The 23,469-nt window shown below is 66.5% G+C and carries 18 protein-coding genes and 1 riboswitch; of the genes, 11 read left to right on the top strand and 7 right to left on the bottom strand.

The window, feature by feature from the left end; genetic code table 11:
- Positions 1-50 precede the first annotated feature (50 nt).
- From AC5P6X_RS18475 to AC5P6X_RS18485, 3 genes are all read left to right on the top strand, one after another.
- Positions 51-914 carry a pirin family protein gene (locus tag AC5P6X_RS18475; RefSeq protein ID WP_005410608.1) on the top strand — a complete coding sequence of 288 codons (864 nt, stop codon included), beginning with the start codon at positions 51-53 and terminating at the stop codon, positions 912-914.
- A 121-nt stretch (positions 915-1,035) separates the two neighbouring features.
- Positions 1,036-1,755 (top strand): aquaporin Z, encoded by a 720-nt coding sequence (aqpZ, locus tag AC5P6X_RS18480; RefSeq protein ID WP_005414195.1) that lies wholly within the window; start codon positions 1,036-1,038, stop codon positions 1,753-1,755.
- A 195-nt stretch (positions 1,756-1,950) separates the two neighbouring features.
- Positions 1,951-2,409: a hypothetical protein gene (locus tag AC5P6X_RS18485; RefSeq protein WP_005410610.1), complete on the top strand. Its 459-nt coding sequence runs from the start codon at positions 1,951-1,953 to the stop codon at positions 2,407-2,409.
- A 128-nt stretch (positions 2,410-2,537) separates the two neighbouring features.
- Here AC5P6X_RS18485 and AC5P6X_RS18490 read toward each other — a convergent pair whose 3' ends face one another.
- Positions 2,538-3,389, bottom strand: coding sequence for a pirin family protein (locus AC5P6X_RS18490; protein ID WP_005410611.1), 852 nt, complete (start codon positions 3,387-3,389; stop codon positions 2,538-2,540).
- A 215-nt stretch (positions 3,390-3,604) separates the two neighbouring features.
- Here AC5P6X_RS18490 and AC5P6X_RS18495 point away from each other — a divergent pair, with 215 nt between their 5' ends.
- Together AC5P6X_RS18495 and AC5P6X_RS18500 are read left to right on the top strand one after the other, a co-directional pair.
- On the top strand, positions 3,605-5,686 hold the full coding sequence (locus AC5P6X_RS18495; protein WP_329757084.1) for a carbon starvation CstA family protein: 2,082 nt from the start codon (positions 3,605-3,607) through the stop codon (positions 5,684-5,686).
- Entirely contained in the window at positions 5,686-5,910 is a 225-nt protein-coding gene (locus AC5P6X_RS18500; RefSeq protein ID WP_005410613.1) for a YbdD/YjiX family protein, read from the top strand. Before AC5P6X_RS18495 ends, AC5P6X_RS18500 begins: the two co-directional genes overlap by 1 nt.
- 351 nt (positions 5,911-6,261) lie before the next feature.
- Here AC5P6X_RS18500 and AC5P6X_RS18505 read toward each other — a convergent pair whose 3' ends face one another.
- Positions 6,262-7,512 carry a DUF819 family protein gene (locus tag AC5P6X_RS18505; protein WP_012480981.1) on the bottom strand — a complete coding sequence of 417 codons (1,251 nt, stop codon included), beginning with the start codon at positions 7,510-7,512 and terminating at the stop codon, positions 6,262-6,264.
- Between the two features lie 127 nt (positions 7,513-7,639).
- On the opposite strand from AC5P6X_RS18505, the gene AC5P6X_RS18510 reads away from it, so the two are divergent.
- On the top strand, positions 7,640-8,029 hold the full coding sequence (locus AC5P6X_RS18510) for a VOC family protein (protein ID WP_108270170.1): 390 nt from the start codon (positions 7,640-7,642) through the stop codon (positions 8,027-8,029).
- Positions 8,030-8,115: 86 nt separating this feature from the next.
- Here the strand turns inward: AC5P6X_RS18510 and AC5P6X_RS18515 are convergent, their stop codons facing one another.
- Both AC5P6X_RS18515 and AC5P6X_RS18520 read right to left on the bottom strand, forming a co-directional pair.
- A complete protein-coding gene (locus AC5P6X_RS18515; RefSeq protein ID WP_012480983.1) occupies positions 8,116-9,402 on the bottom strand; it encodes a sensor histidine kinase in 1,287 nt (428 codons plus the stop codon).
- Entirely contained in the window at positions 9,389-10,102 is a 714-nt protein-coding gene (locus AC5P6X_RS18520) for a response regulator transcription factor (RefSeq protein WP_005410617.1), read from the bottom strand. Before AC5P6X_RS18520 ends, AC5P6X_RS18515 begins: the two co-directional genes overlap by 14 nt.
- Before the next feature lie 131 nt (positions 10,103-10,233).
- Here AC5P6X_RS18520 and AC5P6X_RS18525 point away from each other — a divergent pair, with 131 nt between their 5' ends.
- The 4 genes from AC5P6X_RS18525 to AC5P6X_RS18540 all read left to right on the top strand — a co-directional run bounded on the left by AC5P6X_RS18525 (position 10,234) and on the right by AC5P6X_RS18540 (position 17,056).
- Positions 10,234-11,937: an ArnT family glycosyltransferase gene (locus AC5P6X_RS18525; protein WP_108270171.1), complete on the top strand. Its 1,704-nt coding sequence runs from the start codon at positions 10,234-10,236 to the stop codon at positions 11,935-11,937.
- A 111-nt stretch (positions 11,938-12,048) separates the two neighbouring features.
- On the top strand, positions 12,049-12,801 hold the full coding sequence (locus tag AC5P6X_RS18530; protein ID WP_032966948.1) for a phosphatase PAP2 family protein: 753 nt from the start codon (positions 12,049-12,051) through the stop codon (positions 12,799-12,801).
- Positions 12,798-14,447, top strand: a complete 1,650-nt coding sequence (locus AC5P6X_RS18535; RefSeq protein ID WP_108270172.1) for a phosphoethanolamine transferase — start codon at positions 12,798-12,800, stop codon at positions 14,445-14,447. The genes AC5P6X_RS18530 and AC5P6X_RS18535 overlap by 4 nt, the downstream gene beginning before the upstream one ends.
- Before the next feature lie 644 nt (positions 14,448-15,091).
- Complete coding sequence (locus AC5P6X_RS18540; RefSeq protein ID WP_108270173.1) at positions 15,092-17,056, top strand: M2 family metallopeptidase; 1,965 nt, start codon at positions 15,092-15,094, stop codon at positions 17,054-17,056.
- A 291-nt stretch (positions 17,057-17,347) separates the two neighbouring features.
- Here the strand turns inward: AC5P6X_RS18540 and AC5P6X_RS18545 are convergent, their stop codons facing one another.
- The 3 genes from AC5P6X_RS18545 to AC5P6X_RS18555 form a co-directional block, all read right to left on the bottom strand.
- Entirely contained in the window at positions 17,348-17,740 is a 393-nt protein-coding gene (locus AC5P6X_RS18545) for a hypothetical protein (RefSeq protein WP_005410623.1), read from the bottom strand.
- Positions 17,741-17,808: 68 nt separating this feature from the next.
- Positions 17,809-18,705 (bottom strand): siderophore-interacting protein, encoded by an 897-nt coding sequence (locus tag AC5P6X_RS18550; RefSeq protein ID WP_043034529.1) that lies wholly within the window; start codon positions 18,703-18,705, stop codon positions 17,809-17,811.
- 140 nt (positions 18,706-18,845) lie between these two features.
- A complete protein-coding gene (locus tag AC5P6X_RS18555) occupies positions 18,846-20,072 on the bottom strand; it encodes a multidrug effflux MFS transporter (RefSeq protein WP_108270174.1) in 1,227 nt (408 codons plus the stop codon).
- Between the two features lie 299 nt (positions 20,073-20,371).
- Positions 20,372-20,474: riboswitch (glycine riboswitch) on the top strand.
- A 62-nt stretch (positions 20,475-20,536) separates the two neighbouring features.
- Between AC5P6X_RS18555 and gcvP the strand changes: the two genes are divergently transcribed.
- On the top strand, positions 20,537-23,404 hold the full coding sequence (gcvP, locus tag AC5P6X_RS18560) for an aminomethyl-transferring glycine dehydrogenase (protein ID WP_049450946.1): 2,868 nt from the start codon (positions 20,537-20,539) through the stop codon (positions 23,402-23,404).
- Positions 23,405-23,469 lie beyond the last annotated feature (65 nt).

The following is a 23,469-nucleotide window of genomic DNA, read 5'->3' on the forward strand; positions in this document are numbered from 1 at the left end:
CAGCCGCATGCGATGCTGATCACCTGATCCCTGCCAGCGAGAACGCCCGCATGACCACCATCATCGCCCCGCGCGTGCACGACATCGGCGGACTCGAAGTCCGTCGCGCCGTCCCCACCCTGCAGGCGCGCAGCATCGGCTCGTTCGTGTTCGTCGACCAGATGGGCCCGGCGCTCATGCATCCCGGCACGGCCATCGACGTGCGCCCGCATCCGCATATCGGCCTGGCCACCGTCACCTACCTGTGGTCGGGCGCCATCGGCCATCGCGACACACTCGGTTCGGACCAGGTGATCCGCCCCGGAGACGTCAACTGGATGACCGCTGGCCGCGGCATCGCCCATTCCGAGCGCACGCCGCAACCGGACCGCGATCACGACAACCCGATCCACGGCATGCAGACCTGGGTGGCGCTGCCGAAGTCACATGAAGAGATCGAGCCGGCGTTCTACCACCACGCCGCGGCCACCCTGCCCGAGCAGCGCCGCAACGGTGCCTGGCTGCGCGTCATCGCCGGCCGCGCCTATGGCGAGGAATCGCCGGTGAAGGTGTTCGCCGACACCCTCAACGTGGCAATCGATCTCGACCCGGATGCGGAGATCGATATCGACGACGGCCACCGCGAGCGCGCGCTGTACATCCTCGAAGGCGACGCACAGCTGGATGGCGTGGACATCCCTGCACAGCATCTGGTGATTCCCGAAGCCGGCGCACGCGGCCGCCTGCGCGCGAAGACGCCGGTGAAGGCGATGCTGTTCGGTGGCGAGCCGCTGGATGGCCCGCGTCACCTGTGGTGGAACTTCGTGTCCAGCTCGAAGGAACGCATCGAGCAGGCCAAGCACGATTGGGAGGCCGGCCGCTTCGGGACCATTCCGGGCGACGACAAGGAATTCATCCCGCTGCCGCAGTACTGAACATCGCGTGTTGCACACGTCCGACGGTGTATGCCTGCACCCGGCGTTGACGCTACAGTCACCCGCTGATCATTGAAATGTGACATAAATCACACTTTCGACCGTCAAAGGAGTGCAACACATGAGCATGGGTAAACGCTTGTCCGCCGAATTCCTCGGCACGTTCTGGCTGGTTCTGGGTGGCTGCGGCAGTGCGGTGCTGGCCGCCAAGTTCGGCGGTGACAGCAATCCGCTGGGTATCGGGTTCCTCGGCGTGGCGCTCGCCTTCGGCCTGACCGTGGTGACCGGCGCCTATGCGTTCGGCCATATCTCCGGCGCGCACTTCAATCCGGCGGTCAGCGTCGGCCTGTGGGCCGGTGGCCGCTTCCCGACCAAGGACCTGGTGCCGTACATCATCGCCCAAGTGGCTGGTGGCCTGTTGGCCGGCTTCATCCTGCTGCAGATCGCCTCGGGGGCCAGCGGCTTCGCCATCGACGGCAGCCAGGCCGGTGCGTTCGCCAGCAATGGCTATGGTGCGCTGTCGCCCGGGGGTTACAGCGTGGCGGCGGCCTTCCTGTGCGAAGTGGTGCTGACCGCCGTGTTCCTGATCGTGATCATGGGCGCCACCCACGGCAAGGCACCGGCTGGCTTCGCGCCGCTGGCGATCGGCCTGTCGCTGACCCTGATCCATCTGATCAGCATTCCGGTCACCAACACCTCGGTGAACCCGGCCCGCTCCACCGCCGTGGCCTTCTTCGCCGGCAGCGGGGCGGTCAGCCAGCTGTGGCTGTTCTGGGTCGCCCCCCTGCTGGGCGGTGCGATCGGCGGCATCATCTACAAGTGGCTCGGCAACGACCGCTGAGGCCTGTGCGGACCATTGCGGCCGACCCTCGGCCGCAATGGTTACGCTTGTAACCGCAATTTGTGCGATCGCTCACGTTCCGTTAAGGTTGAGTTGACCGTCCGTGCACATGCCGGCCGGCGGGGCATCCGGGGATGGGATGCCAAGGCCGCCGGTCCATCCGACGGAGCCACGACACACCACCTTGGGGGATGCATGAAGTTCGCGCCTGTAGTGTTGTCGAGCCTGCTGTTCGCTGCGGCCCAGGCCGCCGCGCAGGCTCCCACCGAATGTCCTTCATTGCCGGCCAACAGCGGCCTGCAGTGGCAACAGCAGGCACAGGCCGATTTCCTGGTCTGCCGCGCCAGCACCAGCGATGGCCGCGAGGTACTGAGCCTGATGCTCAGTGCACGCGATCCCAACCTTCCATTGAACCGCTCGCTGCGCCACGAAAAGGGCAGCTTCGGCGGAGAATCACTGTACTGGTACCAGCCCGATCTGGGAGGCCAGCAGCCGCCCGGTTATGCCGAGCGCCGCATCAGCGTGGTCAAGCTCGACAAAGGGCGTTACGCGCAGATTTCGCTGTATCCGGACAGCGCGCAGGAACTGGGTTCGCTGCAACAGCTGGCGCAGGGGATGAGCCTGACCCCGTCGGCCGTGGCTGCCGGGAACTGACGATGGCGGGGATGACTGCCTTGCAGCATCCCCGCAATGCGAGCCGACCTGACGGTAGTGCCGGCCGCTGGCCGGCACCTCGATCCGCCGTGACCGCAGGCAGTTGCCGGCCAACGGCCGGCACCGCCTCAGAACTTGCCTTCCTGGAAATCGACGAAGGCCTGCATCAGTTCCTGCCGCGTGTTCATCACGAACGGGCCATGGCGCATCACCGGTTCTCGCAACGGACGACCAGCCACCAGGATCAGCCGCGCACCCTCGCTGCCGGCCGACAGATGCAGCTGCTCGCCACCGCCCAGCACCGCCAGTTCCTGGCGGGCGACGTCGCGCGCCGCGTCCTGCTCACCCACCGTCACCGCACCTTCGAACACATACGCGAAGGCGTTGTGCCCTTCCGGCAAGGCATAGGTCCAGGCGCGATCCGGGGCCAGCGTGATGTCCAGGTACAGCGGATCGGTGGCCGGCTGCACGATCGGGCCCTGCGTGCCATCCACGTTGCCGGCGATCACCTTCACTTCCACGCCGGCGTCCGGCTGCACCACGGGAATGCGCTCGGGCGCGAACTCCTGGTACTTCGGCTCGGTCATCTTCTCTTTCGCCGGCAGGTTCACCCACAGCTGGAAGCCGCGCATCTGACCGCTTTCCTGCTCGGGCATTTCCGAATGCACCAGGCCACGGCCTGCGGTCATCCACTGCACGCTGCCCGGGGTAAGCAGGCCCTCGTTGCCGTGGTTGTCGCGATGCCGCATGCGCCCGTCGAGCATGTAGGTGACGGTCTCGAAACCGCGATGCGGATGCTCCGGGAAGCCGGCGATGTAGTCCTCGGCACGGTCGGTGCCGAATTCATCGAGCAGCAGGAACGGGTCCAGGTCAGGCAGCGTCGGGCCGCCGATGACGCGGGTCAGGCGCACGCCGGCACCGTCGGAGGTGGGCATGCCACGGATGGTCCGCAGTACGCGGACCGGTTCGGGAAAGCTCATGGCGACTCCTGTTGGATGGATGCCACTGAAGATGGACGCCACATGGCCGCACGCCAATGGACGGCGCCGCAACCGATTGTTCCATCCCTGATGTTCGCTGCATGTCAGCACAACAAGCGTACGACCAAAGTACTACCGCCGATTCGTCCTGTGCCAATTGACCCTGCCGAGGGCACGCGGGACTCTTTGACTGTCTTTCCGGGAGAGAGCACCTCATGAAAGGGTTTTCCAAAATAGGCTGGGCGGTACTCGCCCTGCTCGGCGCCTTCTGTCTGGGCACCGTGGCCTTGCGCCGCGGCGAACACATCAATGCCCTGTGGATCGTCGTCGCCGCCGTTTCGCTGTACCTGGTGGCCTACCGCTTCTACAGCCTGTTCATCGCCAACAAGGTGATGCAGCTGGATCCGACCCGGGCCACCCCGGCGGTGATCAACAACGATGGCCTGGACTACGTGCCGACCAACAAGCACGTGCTGTTCGGTCACCATTTCGCCGCCATTGCCGGTGCCGGCCCGCTGGTGGGACCGGTGCTGGCCGCACAGATGGGCTACCTGCCCGGCCTGCTGTGGCTGGTGGTGGGCGTGGTGCTGGCCGGCGCGGTGCAGGACTTCATGGTCCTGTTCCTGTCCAGCCGCCGCAACGGCCGCTCCCTGGGCGATCTTGTGCGGGAAGAGATGGGCCAGGTGCCCGGCACCATCGCGCTGTTCGGTGCGTTCCTGATCATGATCATCATCCTGGCGGTGCTGGCGATGGTGGTGGTCAAGGCGCTGGCCGAAAGCCCGTGGGGCATGTTCACGGTGATCGCGACGATGCCCATCGCGATCCTGATGGGCGTGTACATGCGCTACATCCGCCCCGGCAGGATCGGCGAGATTTCGGTGGTCGGCCTGATCCTGCTGCTGGCCGCGATCTGGTACGGCGGCAAGGTCGCCGCCGATCCGGTCTGGGGCCCGGCCTTCACCTTCACCGGCACCCAGATCACCTGGATGCTGATCGGTTACGGCTTCGTTGCCTCGGTGCTGCCGGTGTGGCTGCTGCTGGCCCCCCGCGATTACCTGTCGACCTTCCTCAAGATCGGCACCATCATCGCGCTGGCCGTCGGCATCCTGATTGTGATGCCGGAACTGAAGATGCCGGCGCTGACCCAGTTCGCTGCCAGTGGTGATGGCCCGGTGTGGAAGGGCGGCATGTTCCCGTTCCTGTTCATCACCATCGCCTGCGGTGCGGTCTCCGGTTTCCACGCGTTGATTTCCTCCGGCACCACGCCGAAGCTGCTGGCCAATGAAGCGCACATGCGCTACATCGGCTACGGCGGCATGCTGATGGAATCGTTCGTGGCGGTGATGGCGCTGGTGGCGGCCTCGATCATCGATCCGGGCATCTACTTCGCGATGAACAGCCCGGCGGCGGTGATCGGTGCCGATGCGGCCTCGGCGGCGCACTACATCACCAACACCTGGGGCTTCACCATCACGCCCGAGCAGCTGACCGCGACCGCGGCGGCCATTGGCGAGCCGACCATCCTGCATCGCGCAGGTGGCGCACCGACACTGGCGGTGGGCATCGCGCAGATCCTGCACGAAGCGATTCCCAGTGGCAGCGACGCGATGATGGCGTTCTGGTACCACTTCGCGATCCTGTTCGAAGCGTTGTTCATCCTCACGGCAGTCGACGCTGGCACCCGTGCCGGTCGCTTCATGCTGCAGGACCTGCTGGGCAACTTCGTGCCGGCCCTGAAGAAGACCGAATCGTGGACCGCCAACATCATCGGTACCGCCGGCTGCGTGGCGCTGTGGGGCTACCTGCTCTACACCGGCGTGGTCGATCCGTTCGGTGGCATCCAGACGCTGTGGCCGCTGTTCGGCATCTCCAACCAGATGCTGGCGGGTATCGCACTGATGCTGGGCACGGTGGTGCTGTTCAAGATGAAGCGTGACCGCTATGCGTGGGTGACGGCCGTGCCGGCCATCTGGCTGCTGATCTGCACCACCTACGCCGGCTTCATCAAGATCTTCGACAGCAATCCGGCGCAGGGCTTCCTGGCCCAGGCACACAAGTTCCAGGCCGCCCTCGCCAGCGACACCATCTCGGCACCGGCCAAGTCGGTGGCGCAGATGAAGCAGATCGTGGTCAACGCCTACGTCAACACCGGCCTGACCGCGCTGTTCCTGCTGGTGGTGGGCGCAGTGCTGGTGTATTCGATCAAGACCATCCTGGCGGCCCGCCGCAATCCTCAGCGCAGCGACCGCGAGACCCCATACGTGGCGCTGAAGCCGCATGAAATGGTGGATCTGTGATGAGCACGCAACTGGTTCCCGCCGGCCAGTACCAGGCACACCGCCGTATCTGGCGGCGCCTGGTGCAGACCGCACGACTGTGCTGTGGCATTCCTGATTACGACAACTACGTCCGGCACATGCTGGAAAAACATCCGGACCAGGAGCCGATGGATTACAAGACGTTCTTCCGCGAGCGCCAGGAAGCGCGCTACGGCGGACGCAACGGTGGTCGCTGCTGTTGAGGTTCCAGGGTGGGTGCCGGGCTTGCAGCCCGGCGCCCGCAGAGGCCGGAGCAACGGCAACAGCTGAGGCGTCGGCTCTGGGTTTCTGTGTGCTTGGCGAGGTGGTGTCGGATGGCGGGGACGCCGTAAACCCATCCCTGGGGGCTTGGCCGCGGCATCCATGCCGCGGACACCCCGCCATCCGACACCACCCCACCTTCGACAGATTTCCGGTGACGGCGAGATGCATCAGGGGTCAGATCCGTTTCCTCCGGGAAACGGATCTGACCCCTTCCATGTTCATGGAGGCCCATGAAATGCATCCACGCATGGCGTGGATCTACGCAAGCATGACGCCTGGGCGGCCCGGACTCAGCCGTTGGCCATCCACTTCAGGATCAGGCCAGTGACATAGGCCAGCCCGGTGCCGGTGGCGTAGCCCACCGTGCCCAGCAGCACGCCCACCGGAGCCAGCGTCGGATGGAACGCTGCGGCCACCACGGGGGCCGAAGCGGCTGCGCCGATGTTGCCCTGCGAACCGATCGCGAAGAAGAACAGCGGCGCGCGCAGCAGCTTGGCCACCACCCACAGCACCAGCACATGCGTGGCCATCCAGATCGCGCCGAGCAGGAACAGCCACGGCCGGTCCAGCAGCGACAGCAGGTTCATCTGCATGCCGATGCAGGCGATCAGGAAGTACAGGAACACCGTGCCCAGCCGCGAAGCGCCTGCGGCTTCCAGCCGGCGCGCACGAGTGAAGCTCAGGCCCAGGCCCATCGCTGTCGACAGCAGGATCACCCACACGAACTGGCTGTCCAGGCTGAACTGGCTGGCCCAGCTGACATTGGTCTTGAACCAGCCCGCCAGCGGCGCGGCGATGGCATGGGCCAGGCCGACGCCGCCCAGTGCCACGCCGACGATCACCATCAGGTCGGTCATGCTGGGAATGCGCGCGTTCTGCGCCTCGTAGGCGCTGATACGCGCCTTCATCTCGTCGATGGCACGGGTATCGGCACCGTTGCGGGTATCGATCTGCTGCGCGCGGTTGGCCAGGAACAGCAGGATGGCCATCCACAGGCTGGCGCAGGCCACGTCGACCACTGCGAACTGGCCGAAGGTGGTGGCATCGGTGCCGAACACTTCACGCATGGCCACCATGTTGGCGCCGCCGCCGATCCAGCTGCCGGCCAGCGCCGCCATGCCGGCCCAGGTATCACCGGCCACGGTTTCGGGGTGGATCAACTTCATCAGCTGGAACGAGACGATGGCGCCGAGCATGATGCCGGCGGTACCGGCGCAGAACACGATCAGCAGTTTCGGGCCGAGCTTGGCAATACCCTTGAGGTCGATCGACAGGGTCAGCAGGACCAGCGCGGCCGGCAGCAGCACGTCACGCGCGACCGGGTTGTACAGCGAGGTGTTGTGGCCGTCGATGACACCGGCGGTGTTGTAGATGGCGGGGACGAAGTAGCACAGCAGCAGCGCCGGCACCCAGGCGAAGATCTTCTTCAATAACGGGGTCGGGCCACTGGCAGCCCAGAAGATCAGGGCCAGGGTGGCGGCAATCAGGCCCAGGCCAACGATGTCGTTGCTGATCAGGGCAGTAGCGGGTTCGGTCGGCATGGGATCCTCTGTCGATCGAAAGAGCGGGAAAAAAAAGCGCCGCATGAAGCGGCGCACCCCGAGATTAACATTGTCTTCACGCCGGGTCATGCTGCAGTGCCGGCTGCCCTTTCCCGGAGCCACTCCCATGCAGCTCGGCGCCTTCTCCGTCAGCCTCTCGGTCAGGGACCTGGCGGCCTCCCGCAGCTTCTACGAAGCACTGGGCTTCTCGGTGACCGGTGGCGAGCCGGCGCAGAACTGGCTGGTGATGCGCAACAACGGCATTGTCATCGGCCTGTTCCAGGGCATGTTCGAGGGCAACCTGCTCACCTTCAACCCGGGCTGGGACCAGCACAAGCAGGAACTGCCCGACTTCCAGGATGTGCGTGAACTGCAGGCGGAACTGGATGCGAAGGGCATTGAACTGGCGGTGCGTACCGACCCTCATGGGCGGGGCACCGGCTACCTGCAGTTGGCCGATCCCGACGGCAATGTGATCCTGATCGACCAGCATGTGGCGCGGCCGAACGGCCGGTAATGCGAACGGACATTGCGTGGGCAGGCGTCGACCTTGGTCGACGGGCAGCATGCCAACCAAGGTTGGCATCTACCAGGACGGCCGGTTCAGGCCGGACGTGAAGCGCTGAAATCGAGCGTGGCGCGCGTGCCACGCGGCTCGCAGGGCTGCAGCTGCAGGGTCCAGCCAAGGTGCTCGCAGAGCCGGGCGATCAGGTCCAGGCCGATGCCGCCACCACGGTCGGCGCGCTCGCCGCGGGCCATCCGCGCGTGGATCGCCGCAATCTCCTCCGGGCTCATGCCATGTCCCGGGTCCTGCAGGGTCAGCACCGCCGACGAGCTCAGGCGCAACTCAATGTGGCCACGCCCACTGTTCTCGATGGCATTGCGCAGCAGGTTGCCGATCGCGGCCTGCACGACGGCCAGCGGCGCGACAATATCCACCGGGGCCGCCTGGATGCCGATGCTCAGGTCCTTGTCACCGAGCAGGTGGCGATGGTCGTCGACGATTTCCGGCAGCAGCTGGTCCAGGGCGATGCGCTCGGCGCGTGCGGCCAGGCGCGCCGGGTCACGCGCCAGCACCAGCAGCAGTTCGATCAGCTGCTCCACGCTCTGCGCGGTGCGCAGCACGCGTTGCATCTGCTGGCGCGCGCGCTCGGGCAGGCCCGGCTGTTCCAGTGCCAGCTCTGCGGCACCGGTCATCACCGCAATCGGCGTACGCAGCTCGTGGCTGGCGGTGCTGATGAACACCCGCTCGCGTTCGACAAACTGTTCGTTGCGGTCCAGATAGTCGTTCAGTGCATCGGCAATGGTGTGCAGCTCGGAGCTGCCGCGCGGGTCGACCTCGATGCGCTGGCCCTGGACGCCCGGCCGCAGCGCCGCGATGTGCTGCGCCAGCAGGCTCAACGGGCGCACCATGCGTTCCATGCCGAACGACGCCATCAGCACGGTGACGAAGATCATGATCACCCCGGCCAGCATCACCCAGCGCGTGGCGAACTGTTCCAGGTCATGGAAGTCGGAAATGTCCAGCGCCAGCGCCACCCGCCCCATCGAGCCGGTGTCACGCACCATCACCGCAGTCTGCCGCCCCTTGATCGGCACCCCGTCATGCAGCCCCGGGTGCAGCAGGCGCACGCTTTCCGGCATGTTGCCTTCATCGAAGCGGAACAGGCTGAGCGTGTCCGAGTCCTGCCAGCGATAGTGCGGCTCGTGCTCGGTGTGCTCGACGATGCTGTCCAGTTCGGAATTGAGCAGCGCGCGCCAGGCAGCGTGCTCCGCATGTTCATGCACGTAGTTGCCGACGCTGAACACCGCGATCGACAGCAGCGCCAGATAGCCCAGCAACCACCACACCACGCGCCGGTACAACGGCCCCGGCTTACTCGCCTTCATCATCATCCTTGCCGGCATCGCTGGGCGTGGTCACGGCCAAGCGGTAACCCACCCGCGGCAGGGTATGGATCAGTTTCTCGGCGAACGGTCCGTCCACACTGCGGCGCAGCTCGTAGACATGCGAACGCAGCAGGTCGCCATCCGGCGGTTCGTCGCCCCACAGAGCGAATTCCAGCTGCTGGCGGGTCACCGCGCCGGGGCTGGCGCGCATGAGCACTTCCAGCAGCTTGCGGCAGGCCGGGTACAGGTGCAGCACCTGGGTGCCGCGCTGGGCTTCCAGGGTGGCCAGATCCAGCACCAGATCGCCCACCTGCAGGCGCTTGCGCGGGTTGCGGCCCTGCGCACGCAGCAGCAGCGCTTCCAGCCGCACCTCCAGCTCCGGGAGTGCGAACGGCTTGGTCAGGTAGTCGTCGGCACCGGCGCGGAAGCCGGCAATCTTGTCCGGCAGCTCGTCACGCGCGGTCAGCATGATCACCGGCACTTCCGATGCATGCTCGGCGCGCAGCCGGCGCAGCACCTCCGGGCCCTCCATGCGCGGCAGCATCCAGTCCAGGATGACGGCGTCATACGGATGGCTCCCGGCCAGGTGCAGTCCGGTGATGCCATCCGGCGCCACGTCGAGCACGTGCCCGCGCGACTCGAAATAGTCGAACAGGTTGGCCACCAGCTGGCGGTTGTCCTCGATCACCAACAGACGCATGCACGAAACACCCACGGAAGTTCGTACCATGGTAGCGCCGCACATGTCGGAATGCGGTCGCCCCGGCGCCGCTCTGACGCTTTTCCCACCCCCGCCACCTCAGAATGGCCGTTTTGCTCCCGGAGCCTGCCGTGCCCGTAGCCCTGCCCCGCCGTTGGCGCCTGCCCCTGTTGTGGCTGCTGATCATTGCTGCGCTGGCAGCGGGGATCGGCCTTCGGCAGCCGCAGCCGCCGGACGAGCCGCGCTTCGTGCTGGCGGCCCGGACCATGGTCGAGAGCGGGCAATGGCTGCTGCCGCACCGTGGCGTGGAACTGTATGCGGAGAAGCCACCCGTCTTCATGTGGCTGCAGGCCGCCGCCTACGAGATCGTCGGCAGCTGGCAGTGGTCCTTCCTGCTGCCGTCGTTGCTGGGCGCCCTGCTCAGCCTGTGGCTGGTGTCGGACCTGGCGCGGCGGCTGTGGTCGCCACGACATTCCATCTACGCCCTCGCTGCGCTGTTCTGCACCCTGCAGTTCGGGCTGATGGCCAAGCGCGCGCAGATCGACATGGTGCTGGTGGGCATGACCACCGTGGCCCTCTGGGGCCTGATGCGTCATCTGTGTGAACGCCGCAACCTGCCTGCCCTTTGGCTGGCCGGCTTCGCCGCAGGCGTCGGCACGGTGACCAAGGGCGTGGGTTTCCTGCCGCTGCTGATGGTGCTGCCCTGGTTCGGCTGGTGGCTGTACCAGCGCCGCCGCGGACGCACGGTGGAGGGTCCGCATCCGGCAACCCTGCTCTGGCTGATCCCGGCCTTCCTGCTGGGTGTCGGGGTGTGGCTGGCGCCGCTGGGCTGGGCCCTGCTGCACACGCCCAGTGCCGAACTGCAGGCTTATGCGCACGAGCTGCTGTTCAAGCAGACCGGCACCCGTTATGCCAATGCGTGGCACCACCGGCAGCCCGCCTGGTATTACCTGCAGGTGATCCTTACCCTGTGGCTGCCGGGCAGCCTGCTGCTGCCGATCCTGTTCAAGCCCTGGTGGCGCCGTATCCGCCGTGGCGACCGCCGCCAGTGGCTGCTGCTGGGCTGGGCCGTGCTGGTGCTGGTGTTCTTCAGCGCCAGCCCGGGCAAGCGCGAGGTGTACCTGCTGCCGATGTTGCCGGCGATGGCGCTGGCCGTAGCCCCGCTGCTGCCCGGCCTGCTGCGCCGCCTGTGCGTTCGCCGCTACCTGTTCGGCTACAGCGTGGTGCTGATGCTGGCCACTGGCACGCTGGGCGTGATGCTGCTGACCGAACACGCTTGGGCGGTGGCCCAGCTGGAACGCCGCGCCATGCCCGATACCCTGCTGCCGGTGCTGGGCGATGGCCTGCTGACCTTCGCCATCGCGCTGGCCACGCTGATCGTGTGGTTGCGGGTGCGCCGCGCGGCGACGCTGGTGCTGCTGACCCACGGCATGCTGTGGATGCTCTACGGCCTGGTACTGATCCCGGCGCTGGATCCCTATGCATCGGCGTCAGCGCTGATGCGCCGGGTCGGCGCGCGGATCGGACCGGATGCCGAACTGGCGCTGGTGGCCTGGCGCGAGCAGAACCTGCTGCAGGCCGACCGCCCGGTACGCGAATTCGGCTTCAAGCGGCCTTGGGCAGAGCAATGGCATGACGCCGGCCCTTGGCTCGCTGAGGCGCCGGACAAGCGCTGGCTGCTGGTGCTGGACGATGCGATGAGCCCCTGCGTGGACCCGGCCAAAGTGATCGACATCGGTGTTGCCAACAGGAATCGTTGGCAACTGCTTCCCGGTACCGCATGGAACCCGGAGTGCCACGCCGAGCGGACAGGATCGACCGCCGAAGAAGACTGAACGTTGACACGTGCCGGACGAACATTAACCCGGCACGAACGAGCATCCGACCCTTCTCCGACATCCAGGTGACGAGCATGACTGCGGATTCCCGAACCGTCCCTTCCCAGCATGCCCGTCCGTCCCCTTGATTCGGTAGCGCCGCTTGCGACATCACCACTGGCGTCTCGATTTGCCGTAACTCACCTCTGGCTGCCTGTCGCAATCGGTCTGCCGTTGTTTACGCTGCTGATGGGCTTCGGCGGCGATCAATGGGTGGCCGATCACCTGTTCCGTCTTGAAGGCAGCCACTGGGCGCTGCAGGACGCCTGGATCACCCGCAGCGTCGTGCACAAGGCCGGCAAATGGTTGAGCACGGCGGCGGCGCTGGTCGTGATCCTGCTGTGCTTCCACCACTGGCGTAGGGGTCGCGATCGCACCCTGCAATGGGCGCTGCTTTATGTCGTAATTGCCATGGCACTGGGCACCGGCGTGATCTCCCTGCTGAAGTCGCTGGTGCCGATGGAATGCCCGTGGGACCTGCTGCGCTACGGTGGCCACCAGCCTTTCATCGGTCTGTTCACCCTGCGCCCGGAAGGCATGCCGGCACAGGCCTGCTTCCCGGCAGGCCACGCCAGCGCAGGCTATGCGTGGCTCTGCCTGTACTTCTTCGCGTTGCTGTGGCGGCCGTCCTGGCGGTGGACCGGGCTCTGGATCGGCCTCGGCACCGGCCTGGTGTTCGGGATCAGCCAGCAGTTGCGGGGCGCCCATTTCCTTTCGCATGACATTGCCACCGCGTTGATATGTTGGCTGCTTTCGTTGGGCCTGTATGTTCTGATCCACCGTCAGCTGGACCGTCCCCACCGCCAGGAGGCAAACGCATGAGTGCATCGGTCCAACGCCCCGCCCGCCTCCCCGCCCTTGCGGGTCTTCGCAACTGGCGGCCGCAGCTCTCCACGGAAGCACTGATCGCGCTGACCAGCCTGTTCTTCGCGGTGGCCGGCAACGGCCTGTTCTGGCACAGCGCGATGGCGAGCCATCCAGGCAGCCTGCGTTACGCGCTTTCGCTGCTGCTGTTGCTGCTGGGTGCGCACGGCGTGCTGCTGGGCATCCTGGTCTGGCGCTGGAATGCCAAAGTGGTAATCAGCCTGTTGCTGCTGGTGACGGCGTTCGCTGCGCACTACATGAGCCGGTACCACATCTATCTGGATGCGGACATGCTGCGCAACGTGCTGGCGACCGACCCCAAGGAGAGCCGCGAGCTGATGACCGTATCGCTGCTGTGGCCGCTGCTGCTGCTGGCCGTGCTGCCGATGGTGGTGCTGTGGCGCGTGCAGCTGCGCCGACGCAGTTGGGGCCGCAGCCTGCTGTGGCGACTCGGCTTCCTGGTCGTGGCGGCGGCGACCGCAGTTGGCGGTGCGCTGATCTCGTTCCAGGATGTCTCGGCGCTGATGCGCAACCAGCGCGAAGTACGCTATCTCGCCACCCCGGCCAACGTGCTGCTCGGTATGCCGCGCGCGCTGCGTGGCGACAACCCGGTGCAGCGCGCGCCGAAGCTGCCGATCGGCACCGACGCCAAGGCCACGCCACGCGCCCCGGCCAGCAAGCCGCGCCTGCTGGTGATCGTCATGGGCGAAACCGTGCGCGCGCAGAACTGGGGGCTCAACGGTGGCCGCAACACCACCCCGGAGTTGGCCCAGGCACCGGTGATCAACTTCCCCGACATGCACTCCTGCGGCACCAGCACCGAAGTATCGCTGCCGTGCCTGTTCTCGCCGTGGGGACGCCACGACTACGATGAAAAGAAGATCCGTGCACACCAGTCGCTGCTGCACGTGCTGAACCGCGCCGGCATCGCGCCGTTGTGGCGTGACAACCAGTCCGGCTGCAAGGGCGTCTGCGAAGGGCTGGAGTTCCAGTCGCTGTCCGATACGACCACGCCGGGGCTGTGCGCCGATGGCCGCTGCATGGACGAGATCCTGCTGCAGGACCTGGCCGCCCAGGTGCGTGCCAAGCCCGGCGACCGCGTGGTGGTGCTGCACCAGCTGGGCAACCACGGCCCGGCCTACTTCGAGCGTTACCCGGCAGCCTTCGCGCGCTTCAAGCCAACCTGCGACACCCGTGACATCGGCCGTTGCTCTCGCGAAGAGATCACCAACAGCTATGACAACGCGGTGTTGTACACCGATCATTTCCTGAGCAAGACCATCGGCACCCTGCAGGGCATGCAGGATTACGACACGGCGATGATCTACCTGTCCGACCATGGTGAATCGCTGGGCGAGAAGGGCCTGTTCCTGCATGGCGTGCCGTATGCGATCGCTCCGGCCGAGCAGACCCGCGTACCGATGACGATGTGGTTCTCGCCGGGCTTTGCCAGCAGCCGTGGGTTGGACCTGCAGTGCGTGCGCAAGCGTTCGGCGGCGTATACCGACCACGACAACCTGTTCCCGTCGGTGCTGGGCCTGATGCAGGTGAAGACCTCGCTGTATGAGCGCGATCGCGACCTGTTCGCCAACTGCGAAGGTTGAGGGTTGTTCGGCAGGGCTTGCAGCCCTGCACCCGCGGTAGTGCCGGCCGCTGGCCGGCAGCCTCGACAGCAACAGCAACAGCAACAGCAAAAGCAAAAGCAAAAGCTGGCATTCCGTGGATTGGCGGGGTGGGTCCGGTTGCGGGGGACGCTGCAAGTACGTCCATGTAAGCTCGGTCGCCGCATCCATGCGGCTCACGCCCCCGCAACCGGACCCACCCCGCCTTCGACAGATTTCCGCGATCTGTTGGAACGACGCATTGCCCTGGTGGGTGTCGACCTTGGTCGACACAGTAGATCCACGCCATGCGTGGATGACTCATTCGATATCTGACAGATGTGTCGACCAAGGTCGACACCTACCGACAGCACATGGAATCTGTCGGAGGTGGGGCGGTGTCGGAGTGCGGGGTGTCAGCCGCATGGATGCGGCTGCCAAGCCTACAAGGACGTACTTGCGGCGTCCCCGCACTCCAACACCGCCCCGCCAAACCACGGACAGTCCGCTGTTGCTGTTGCTTCGGCCTTTGCCGTTGCTTGAAGGCCTCTGCGGGTGCCGGGCGCCGCCCGGCCGACTTCCGCCACTTGCGGTGGCAGCGACGGCCCACTAGCCTTCGGCCGTCGTTCACCACCCAAGGACCGCCCGTGAAACACCGTCATCTCCTGCTGGCCTCGACAATCGCCGCCGCCACGCTGGCCCTGGCCGCCTGCAAAAAGGAAGCTGCCCCAGGCACCGATACCGCCAGCAGCAGCGCCCCGGCCGGCGAAACCGCCGACCAGTTCGTGGCCCGCATCAATGCCGAATTCAAGGCCGCCTACCCGGAGATGACCTCGGCGCAGTGGCTGTCTTCCACCTACATCAACAGTGATTCCGAACGCATCGCGGCCAAGGCCAACGAGCGCTCGCTGACCCAGCTCAACAGCTGGATCGAGCAGGCCGCCAAGTTCGACGGCAAGCCGATGAGCGAGGACAGCAAGCGTGCGATCCACCTGCTGAAACTGATGTCCTCGATGCCGGCGCCGCGCGATCCGGCCAAGCTGGCCGAGCTGACCCAGATCGCCACCCGCATGGAAGGCAGCTACGGTGCCGGCAAGTACTGCACCGACGCCAACGATCCGAACTCCTGCCGCCAGCTGGGCGAGCTGGAACAGGTACTGGCGCGCAGCCGCGACTATGACAAGCAGCTTGACGCCTGGCAGGGCTGGCACAGCACCACCAAGAGCATGCGCGGCGACTACCAGAAGTTCGTCGGCCTGGTGAACGAAGGCGCCAAGGGCATGGGCTTCACCGATGCCGGCCAGATGTGGCGCAGCGGCTATGACATGCCGCCGGAGCAGATCGGCCCGGAAACCGACCGCCTGTGGGAACAGGTCAAGCCGATGTACGAGCAGCTGCACTGCTACGCGCGCGGCAAGCTGGACAAGACCTATGGCAAGGACAAGGCCGAAGTAGGCAATGGCCTGATCGCCGCGCACCTGCTGGGCAACATGTGGCAGCAGGACTGGTCGAACCTGTGGGACCAGCTGGAACCGTACCCGGGCGCCGGCAGCTTGGACATCACCGCGGCGCTGGAAAAGCAGTACCAGACCAACCTGAGCGCGGCGCTGGCCAAGGCCGGCAAGGATGCCAACGTGGCCGCGCAGTACAAGGCGCAGCGCGAGGCCGAACTGCGTACCGCCAAGCAGATGACCGAGCGCGCGCAGGACTTCTACGTGTCGCTGGGCATGCCGTCGCTGCCGCAGTCCTACTGGGAAAAGACCCAGTTCATCAAGCCTGACGACCGCGACGTGGTCTGCCACGCCAGTGCCTGGGACATGAACATGGAAGGCGACGTGCGCACCAAGATGTGCATCAAGCCGAACGAAGAGAACTTCACCACCATCTACCACGAGCTGGGCCACATCTATTACGACCTGGCCTACAACCCGCTGCCACCGCTGTTCCAGGGCGGTGCCAACGACGGCTTCCATGAAGCGATCGGCGACACCATCGTGCTGGCGATGACGCCCAAGTACCTCAGCTCGATCGGCCTGGTCGATGCGCCGACCGAAAGCCGCGAGGCGGTCATCAACAACCAGATGCGCATGGCGCTGTCAGGCGTGTCGTTCCTGCCGTTCGGGCTGATGATCGACCGCTGGCGCTGGGGCGTGTTCGATGGCTCGATCACTGCCGACAACTACAACAAGGCGTGGTGGGACCTGAAGGCCAAGTACCAGGGCGTGGCGCCGGCCAGCACCCGTGGCGAAGAGTTCTTCGATCCGGGCGCGAAGTACCACGTGCCGGGCAACACTCCGTACACCCGCTACTTCCTGGCGCGCATCCTGCAGTTCCAGTTCTACAAGGGCCTGTGCGACGCGTCCGGCTACAAGGGCCCGCTGCATGAGTGCACCTTCTACGGCAACAAGGAAGCCGGCCAGAAGTACTGGGCGATGCTGAGCAAGGGTGCCAGCCAGCCGTGGCAGGCCACGCTGAAAGAGCTGACCGGCACCGACAAGCTCGATGCCGGCCCGATGATCGAGTACTTCACCCCGGTCAACGAGTGGCTGAAGCAGCAGAACGAAGGCCAGATGTGCGGCTGGCAGGCCAACGCGGCCCCGGCGACGAAATGAAAAAAGGGACGGATCCGAAAGGATCCGCCCCTTTCCGGTAGTGCCGGCCGCTGGCCGGCAACTACGCGATGAAGACCCAACGGGCAGCCGGCCAGCGGCCGGCTCTACCGAAACAGCAGTCAAAGGCCAGATGTGCGGCTGGCAGGCCAACGCGGCCCCGGCGGCGAAATGAGAAAAGGGGCGGGTCCGCGAGGATCCGTCCCTTTTTGGTAGTGCCGGCCCCTGGCCGGCAACTGCACGGTGGAAATCCGTCTGGCAGCCGGCCAGCGGCCGGCTCTACCGCAACAGCGGTCAGCTGTTCTTCTTCGCGGCCATCGCTGCGGCCAGCTCGGCCTTGAATTCCTCGAAGGTCTGGCCCTTCTCCCTGGCTTCGGCCTGTGCGGCATCGCGCAGCGCGTCGGAGTACATCAGGCGCACCGGCGTGCCATTGCGTTCGTGCAGTTCACCGGCCTGCATGATCAGCGCCAGCACCTGCGCAGCGCTCTCGCTGTGGCCCGCGATGCGGCCGTCCATGCCCAGCACCCATTCGCCGTCGCGGCGCACGACACCGGCCAGCAGGGTGCGCTGTGCATCGCGCAGTTCCGCATGCGGCTCCACCGGCGAGGCCTGCGCGGCGGCCTTGTTGGCGGCCTGCTTTTCCTGGCGACGGCGCTGGTCGCGGCGGGTCTTGGAGCTGGTGGACATGGTGCGGTACCGCTGCGAAGGGGGGCGCAAGGATAGCGCACCCCGCCCGCAGCACCGCTTCACACCCCTCAGTCCAGCACTTTGCCGTGCCGCCAGTAGCCCATGAAGGTGATCGCGCGGCGGTCCAGCCCGCAGTCGCGCACCAGATGGCGACGGATCGCCATCACCGCCCCCGCCTCGCCCGCCACCCAGGCATACAGCGGCCCGGCCACACCGGTTTCGGCCTGCTCCCAGAGGATCTGCGTATCGACGTCGATCTCCTCCAGCGCATCGCCGGCAGCCACGCCCGAGGTCGCTGCCAACCGCGCCTGGACCGCCTGCAGCAACCGCTGTCCGTAGGCGGCCTGCCCGCGCGGCAGCCAGACCAGCTCGGCGCTGGAGGGCGCCTTCAGGTGCACCGCATCACCGGCCTGCGCCACCTCCAGCAGCGCCAGCGTGCGCGGTGGGTCGACCATGGCCGCCAGTTCCTCGAGGATGCCGGCCACCGCAGGCAACGCGGTTTCATCGGCCACCAGCAGCACCTGGCCGACACCGGCCGGTGGCTTCCACTCCCAGCCCTCGCTGCTCCCGGCACAGTCGGCGTCCGGGGCCAGCAGCACCACGCGGTCGCCAGGGCGGGCGTGCATGGCCCAGCGCGAGGCGGGGCCGGTTTCGCCATGGATGACGAAATCGACGTCGACCTCGCCCTGCTCGGCGCGCAACTGGCGGATGGTGTAGGTACGCATCGGCGGGCGCTTGTCGTCCGGCAGGGCCCGGTAGCGTGGGTACCAGTCTTCACCGCTGGGGACCTGCGGCACCTCCTGGCCGGGCAAGGGGAAGAACACCTTGATGCGCTGGTCAGGGCCTTCGGTCTTCATCCGCGCCACGTCGGCACCGGTGAACACCATGCGGTCCAGGGAAGGGGAAAGAACGCGGCGCTCCTTCAGCGCCACCTCGAACAGGCGGTAGGTCTGCTGCGCAGCCATGGGGAACCTCATGCAACGACATCGGATTGGCTGGCTGTCGTGCATCCACGCACCGGCTGGCTGGAGTGCCCAGCCTAGTCCGGTCGTTCCTCTTCGCAAGCGTTGCGGGCAAAGCGGCCGGCCCTACCCCTGCGCGCTGCTCAATGGCCCGTGCAGGCCGCCTGTGCCGCGCGTTCACGCTGGTGTTCCCAGTACCAGAACACGAAGCCGGCGGCGAAGAACGCGGCCTGCCCCAGCGCCAGGTGCAGCGGGCTGGCGCTGAGCAGCGGCGACACCACGCCGGCCACCACCGTGCTGATCATCAGCTGCACGAAGGCCTGCAGCGACGAGGCCAGGCCGCGCTGGTGCGGATACATGTCCAGCACCGCCAGCGCCAGGATCGGGAAGATCAGCGCCATGCCCATGCCACCCAGGAAGATCGGCAGCACCGCCCACGGCAGCACGAACTGCGGCGACAGCGCCACGTAGCCGACATTCAGCAGCACCGACAGCGCACACAGGCCGAAACCAATGGACACCTGGCGGGTGGGCGTGGTGCGCCCGGCCATGCGCCCGGACAGGAACGAGCCGGTGGTCATGCCGCCGATGGTGGGGATGAACAGCCAGGCAAAACCACCCTCGCCCAGATGCAGGTGCTGCATCACGAACACCGGCGCCGAGGAGATGTACAGGAAAATGCCGCCGAAACCGATGCTGCCGGCCAGCGCCAGGCGCAGGAACCGCGGGTTGAAACCGATGCGCACGTAATCACGCAGCAGCACGCGCGGCGACAACGGCACCCGTGCCTCCTCCGGATGGGTTTCCGGCAGGTAGCGTGCAGTGGCCGCCAGCAGGAGCAGCGCAAACACCACCAGGAACCAGAAAATCAGTGGCCAGCCAGCGCCACTGAGCAGGATCCAGCCGCCGATGATCGGTGCGATGGCCGGAGCGATGCCGAACAGCATCGAAACCTGGCTCATCAGGCGCTGCGCGTCGTGTCCGTGGTACAGGTCGCGGATCACCGCGCGGCCGACGATCATGCCGACGCCCGCTGACAGGCCCTGCAGCGCGCGGAACGCCAGCAGCGTGGTCAGGTCGGTGGACAGCGCGCAGCCGACCGAAGCGCCGACGAACACCACCAGGCCACCGAGGATCACCCGCTTGCGGCCCCAGGCATCGGACAGCGGGCCGTGCGCCAGGCTCATCAGGCCGTAGAACAGCAGGTACACGCTGATGGTCTGCTGCACCGCCACCTCGTCCACCGCCAGGCGCTGGGCCAGCTGCGGGAACGCGGGGAAGATGGTGTCGATCGAGAACGGACCGAACATGGCCAGGCCGGCGAGCAGCAGGGCCATGCGGCGGGTGGAGGGAGCAACAGCGGCGGTCATGGGAAAGGCGTCCGGCAGGGCCATGCGCGGCACGCACGGCGGGCGCCGGTCCCCTGCAGCAGGGACGGCGCCAGATGAATTCGGGTATCCGCCCATCATAGGTGGGGATTGCGCCTGATGCCATGCAGCAGTGCACAAAACGCACGGACGGGCCATCGGCCATTCAGGCGCGGCCGCCAGGTCCGAAGGCGGCCGCCGCGCCCGCAACGGGCTATAATCGGCGGGCAACACGGTGGGAGAAGCGGAACACCGCTGCCGAAGGCGCAACGCCCGTAATCGCTCAGGCCCGATACCACCCGTAACACAACTCTGGAGAGACCGGTTCGATCCGGCGCCGAAGGGGCACGAAGCTGCGGTCCGCCGCGCTTTTAAACTCTCAGGCAAAAGGACAGAGGGGCGCCCCGCAGACCGCCGACCGGCGGCTTGTGCCCGTGCGTGTGCCCTTTCCTGACGGATCCTTCGCCATGTCCCAGAACACCCCTTCCCTGCGTGAGCTCGAGCACCACAACGCGTTCGTCGAGCGCCACATCGGCCCCAACGACGCCGAGATCGCGCAGATGCTCGACGTCGTCGGCCACGCGTCGCTGGATGCGATGACCGACGCCATCGTGCCGGCCAAGATCAAGTCGCCGGCACCGCTGGCACTGCCGGAGTCGATGACCGAAGTGCAGGCACTGGCGAAGATCCGTGCGATCGCCGACAAGAACACCGTGCTGCGCAGCTTCATCGGCCAGGGTTACTACGGTACCCACACGCCGAACGTGATCCTGCGCAACATCCTGGAAAACCCGGCGTGGTACACCGCCTATACCCCGTACCAGGCGGAAATCTCGCAGGGCCGCATGGAAGCGCTGATCAACTTCCAGACCCTGTGCGCCGACCTGACCGGCATGGAAATCGCCAACGCCTCGCTGCTGGACGAAGCCACCGCCGCCGCCGAAGCGATGACTCTGGCCAAGCGTTCGGCCAAATCGAAGTCGGACACCTTCTTCGTGCACGACGCCGTGCACCCACAGACCCTGGAACTGCTGCGTACCCGCGCCGAGCCCATGGGCATCGTGCTGCGCGTCGGCACCCCGGCCGAAGCACTGGAAGCAGAAGCGTTCGGCCTGCTGCTGCAGTATCCGGACACCTTCGGCCAGGTCGGCGACTACAAGGCGCTGGTCGATGCCGTGCACGCACGCGGCGGCCTGGTGGCCGTGGCCACCGACCTGCTGGCCCTGACCCTGCTGGCTGCCCCGGGCGAATGGGGCGCGGACATCGTGGTCGGCAACAGCCAGCGTTTCGGCGTGCCGTTCGGCTTCGGTGGCCCGCACGCCGCCTTCATGGCCTGCCGTGACGCCTACAAGCGCTCGATGCCGGGCCGCCTGATCGGCGTTTCGATCGATGCCCAGGGCAACCCGGCCTACCGCCTGACCCTGCAGACCCGCGAACAGCACATCCGCCGCGAGAAGGCCACCTCCAACATCTGTACCGCGCAGGTGCTGCTGGCGGTGATGGCCTCGATGTACGCCGTTTACCACGGCCCGGAAGGCCTGACCCGCATTGCCCGCCGCACGCACCGCCTGGCCTCGATCCTGGCCGCAGCGCTGCGCAATGCCGGCGTGCAGGTCGGTGGCGACTTCTTCGACACCCTGCACGTCACCGGCGTGCATGCCGATGAAATCCATGCCAAGGCACGCGCCGCCGGTTACAACCTGCGCGCGATCGACAGCGACTCGGTCGGCATCAGTCTGGACGAGACCACCACCCGCGCCGACATCGTCGCCGTGGCTGCGGTGTTCGGTGCCTCGCTGGACGTCGACGCGCTGGACGCCAGCACCGCCGACGCGCTGCCGGCCGGCCTGCTGCGCCAGTCCGCGTTCCTGACCCACCCGGTGTTCAACACCCACCACAGCGAGCACGAACTGCTGCGCTACCTGCGTTCGCTGGCCGACAAGGACCTGGCGATGGACCGCACGATGATCCCGCTGGGTTCGTGCACCATGAAGCTCAACGCCACCGCCGAGATGATCCCGGTGACCTGGCCGGAGTTCTCGCAGATCCACCCGCTGGTGCCGGCCGACCAGGCGCTGGGCTACAAGGAACTGATCGACACGCTGGAAGCGATGCTGGTCGAATGCACCGGCTACGACGCGGTCAGCCTGCAGCCGAACTCCGGCGCACAGGGCGAGTACGCCGGCCTGCTGGCGATCCGCGCCTACCACCGCTCGCGCGGCGAAGGCCACCGCGACATCTGCCTGATCCCGGATTCGGCGCACGGCACCAACCCGGCCTCGGCGCAGATGTGCGGCATGAAGGTGGTGGTCACCAAGACCGATGCCAACGGCAATGTCGATGTGGAAGACATCCGCCTCAACGCCGAGAAGTACAGCGACCGCCTGGCCGCGATCATGATGACCTACCCGTCCACGCACGGCGTGTTCGAGGAAGAGGTGGTCGAGATCTGCGAGATCATCCACAAGCACGGCGGCCAGGTGTACACCGACGGCGCCAACATGAACGCCCTGGTCGGCGTGGCCAAGCCCGGCAAGTGGGGTTCGGACGTTTCGCACCTGAACCTGCACAAGACCTTCTGCATTCCGCACGGCGGTGGCGGCCCGGGCGTCGGCCCGTGCGCGGTCAAGGAGCACCTGGCGCCGTTCCTGCCGGGCAAGCTGGGTGACAACGGTCCGGTCGGCATGGTCAGCGCGGCCAGCTTCGGCAGCGCCTCGATCCTGCCGATCAGCTGGATGTACATCGCGATGATGGGCCGCGAAGGCCTGCGCAAGGCCACCCAGGTCGCGCAGCTCAACGCCAACTACATCGCCAAGCGCCTGGCGCCGCACTTCAAGACGCTGTACACCGGCCGCAACGGCCTGGTGGCGCACGAGTGCATCCTCGACGTGCGCCCGCTGGAGAAGACCAGCGGCATCGGCGCCGAGGACGTCGCCAAGCGCCTGATCGACTTCGGCTTCCACGCCCCGACCCTGAGCTTCCCGGTGGCCGGCACGCTGATGGTCGAGCCGACCGAGAGTGAGTCGCTGCACGAGCTGGACCGCTTCATCAACGCCATGATCCAGATCCGAGAGGAAATCAGCGCGATCGAAGACGGCCGCCTGGACCGCGAGGACAACCCGCTGAAGAACGCGCCGCACACTGCCACCGCAGTGACCGCCAGCGAGTGGACCCACTCCTACCCGCGCGAACTGGCTGCCTTCCCGCTGGCCAGCCTGAAGCAGAGCAAGTACTGGCCGCCGGTGGCACGCGTCGACAACGTGTACGGCGACAAGAACGTGATGTGCGCCTGCATCCCGGTCGATGCCTACAAGGACGATGAAGTCGAAGCGTGATTGACGGAACGGCCCGCGCAAGCGGGCCGTTTTCATGAGGGTGTGTGGACCAGGGCCCACACGCA

Source organism: Stenotrophomonas sp. YJH_SMC_40 (assembly GCF_059368615.1).